This window comes from Promicromonospora kroppenstedtii DSM 19349, assembly GCF_000515355.1.
Classification (GTDB): Bacteria; Actinomycetota; Actinomycetes; order Actinomycetales; family Cellulomonadaceae; genus Promicromonospora; species Promicromonospora kroppenstedtii.
Window position 1 is genome coordinate 116335 of the sequence record NZ_KI911634.1, and the last position, 3273, is coordinate 119607.

At 71.3% G+C, this 3273-nt stretch carries 3 protein-coding genes; 2 read left to right on the forward strand and 1 reads right to left on the reverse strand.

Translation table 11 applies throughout. The annotated features are described in order from the left end of the window. A partial coding sequence (locus tag PROKR_RS34160) for a hypothetical protein (protein WP_211240051.1) occupies positions 1–403 on the reverse strand: 403 nt, incomplete at its 3' end. Between the two features lie 401 nt (positions 404–804). On the opposite strand from PROKR_RS34160, the gene PROKR_RS07050 reads away from it, so the two are divergent. Together PROKR_RS07050 and PROKR_RS07055 are read left to right on the forward strand one after the other, a co-directional pair. Continuing rightward, on the forward strand, positions 805–2424 hold the full coding sequence (locus PROKR_RS07050) for a glycosyl hydrolase family 18 protein (protein ID WP_036961080.1): 1620 nt from the start codon (positions 805–807) through the stop codon (positions 2422–2424). 108 nt (positions 2425–2532) lie between these two features. Beyond that, entirely contained in the window at positions 2533–3075 is a 543-nt protein-coding gene (locus PROKR_RS07055; RefSeq protein WP_036961082.1) for an RNA polymerase sigma factor, read from the forward strand. Positions 3076–3273 lie beyond the last annotated feature (198 nt).

The following is a 3273-nucleotide window of genomic DNA, read 5'->3' on the forward strand; positions in this document are numbered from 1 at the left end:
CCACGGAGCGCACGCGCGGATGGTGGAAGCGGAACCGGCCGCCCACGAGATGGAGGTGGCGGCCGGCGGGGCCGGCCATGAGGGTGTCGATGTCTGTGCCCGATGCGGCGAGCAACAGCTCGGTGCGGTCCACCACGGCGACTGCGGCGACGAGCAGCACACGGCGTGCCTCGTCGTCGAGGCCGAGCGGGCCTACGGCCTCGCGGACCGCACGTGCGGCAGGCAGCGGGTCCGGCATCAGCGCCGTCCCGACCAGATGCTCCTCGTCGAGCATCCGTGCTGTCTGGTCCACACATCCAGGTTCGTCACCCACCACACGCGCGAGCTCGCACGCGACGTGAGGGGCCACGGTGCGGTCACCGAGGGGGAGCGGAAAAACGACTTGCTGCGGCAGCGCGGTCATCGTCGAGCCTCCCGGATTCGTTCACGGTGCTCGCAAGTATGACCTCCACACGTTTCACCCGCATCAACCTGAGCGTGCGACTTTTGGTGCGCTCCGGCCCCGGGGCTGGCATCCTGCCCCGCCCCGGGTGGGCGGGGTACCTGATACCGCACGAAGTTGTTTCGGTGGCGAAGGTTTCACACCGTAACAACCGCGCGCGGTTCGCCCCTTACCACTACGTAGTCCCACCGTGTGGAATCCCCTTATTTCCCGTTAACGCAGGTTTCCTTACTTTTAACGGAGCATGACCAGCGCGACCACCGTTACCGGAGCAGTGCCCGGACCAGAGAGGGAAGACGATGGACTCGACGTACGAACCGCTATCAGGCGCCAGTAAGACCACCCGACGGATACTCGCGGGGGTGGCCGCGCTCGCGGTGGCGGCCTCCGCCGTCGTGGCGGGCGCGAGCATGCGCGAGGCGAACGCCGCCGAGGCCGAGGCCGCCGCCGGGGCGAGCAGCTCCGCCATCAACGGCTTCCGCAGCGTCGGCTACTTCACGCAGTGGGGCGTGTACGGCCGTGGCTACCAGGTCAAGCAGATCGACACGTCCGGCGTGGCCGACGAGCTGACCCACATCAACTACGCGTTCGCCAACATCCACCACCAGAACCTCGAGTGCTTCGAGGCCAACAAGGCGCAGGGCGAAGGCCCCAACGGCTCCGACGGCGCAGGCGACGCCTGGGCCGACTACGGCATGGGCTACACCGCGGCCAACTCGGTCTCCGGCGCGGCCGACACCTGGGACCAGCCCCTGGCCGGCTCGTTCAACCAGCTCAAGCAGCTCAAGGCCAAGCACCCCGACCTCAAGGTCATGATGTCGATCGGCGGGTGGACCTGGTCCAAGAACTTCTCGTTGGCCGCCGCGACCGACGCCTCGCGCGAGAAGTTCGTCTCCAGCTGCGTGGACATGTTCATCAAGGGCAACCTGCCGGTGATCGACGGCCGCGGCGGCGCCGGTGCCGCCGCCGGCGTCTTCGACGGGTTCGACATCGACTGGGAGTGGCCCGGCTCGCAGAACGGCAACGTGGGCAACCACGTCGACGAGGTCAACGACGCCCGCAACTTCAAGCTCCTGCTCGCCGAGTTCCGAGAGCAGCTCGACGCCGTCGGCGCCCAGACGGGCAAGGACTACGAACTGTCCGCGTTCCTGCCGGCCAACCCGGCCGACATCGAGGACGGCGGCTGGAACGACCCCGAGATCTTCGAGTCCCTCGACTTCGGCAACGTCCAGGGCTACGACCTGCACGGTGCCTGGGACCCGGCGCTGACCGGCCACCAGGGCAACCTGTACCACGACCCGGCCGACCCGCGGGAGGAGGCCCGGCAGTTCAGCGCGGACCTCGCGGTGAAGTCGTACACCGACGCCGGGATCGCCCCGGCGCAGCTCGGCCTCGGCCTCGCGATGTACGGGCGCGGCTGGACCGGTGCGTCGTCGTCCGACGCGTGGGGCACCGCGACCGGTGCCGCCCCCGGCCAGTGGGAGGCCGGGATCAACGACTACGACGTGATCAAGAACGTCGGCACCGGCTACTACGACGCCGGTCTCGGGGCCGCCTGGCGGCACGACGGCAACACCTGGTGGTCGTACGACAACGACCAGTCCGTCGCCAGGAAGGCGCAGTACATCCGGTCCGAGGGCCTCGGCGGCGCCATGTGGTGGGACCTGTCCGGCGACCGGTCCGGCGCGCTGACCGGCGCGCTGTGGAACGTGCTCGGCTCCGGGAACCCGGGCCCCATCGAGGGTGGCGACCCGACCGACCCGACGGACCCGCCGACGGACCCGACGGACCCGCCCACCGACCCGACCGACCCGCCGGAGGAGGCCTGCGCCTCGGCCGCGTGGAGCGCGTCGTCGACCTACGTGGGCGGCAACACCGTGTCGCACGGCGGCCACGAGTGGCGCGCCAAGTGGTGGACGCAGGGCGAGACGCCCGGCACCACCGGCGAGTGGGGCGTGTGGCAGGACCTGGGCGCCTGCTGACCGTCCCCGCGAGATAGAACGCCGGCGAGGGTTCTCCCTCGCCGGCGTTCTTTTCTCGCGTTCGTGCCCTGGGTGCAAGGAAGCCGGCATCCGCGACAGAGTGAGGGCGTGGACGACAGCCCCGGCGCCCCGCACGACGAACCGCCGCAGCATGACGAGGCCTGGTTCGGCGCGCTCTTCGACGCGCACTCGCGCGCCCTCTACTCCTACTTCGTGCGACGGCTGCCCGACGGCGGCCGCGCCTCTGACGCCGAGGACCTCGCCGCCGAGGTGCTCGCCACCGCGTGGCGCCGGCGCGACGACGTGCCGGACGCCGCCGAGCTGCCCTGGCTCTACTGCACCGCCGGCTACGTGCTGGCGAACCACCGGCGCAAGATGCGGGCGCTGCCCGTCGCCGTCGTCCCGGACGAGCCCGACGACGTGGACCCCGCGACGCTCGCGGTGGACGACGACGCCGTGCGGCAGGTCCTGTCCCTGCTGTCCCCGCGCGACCGGCGCATCCTCCTGCTCGTCGCCTGGGACGGGCTGTCGGGCGACGATCTCGCCCAGGTGCTCGGCGTCTCCCGCGGCGGCGCCGACGCGGCGCTGTCCCGGGCCCGGGCCCGGCTGCGCGAGGCGTGGGACGCCCACGAGCAAGCGGTGGACGCATGAGCACATATGGAGGGTGTGCGCGGCGCGCCGCCGGGCACGGCACGGAGGGACAGCGATGAACGAGCACCAGCGACCGGAGGACCAGGCGTTCGAGCGTCTGACGGCGGCGGACCCGGTCCGGCGTGCGCCCGGCCCGGCCGACGACGTGCTCCGGGCCAAGGTCGACGCGCTGGTCGCCGGGTCGGGCGGACGGCTGCC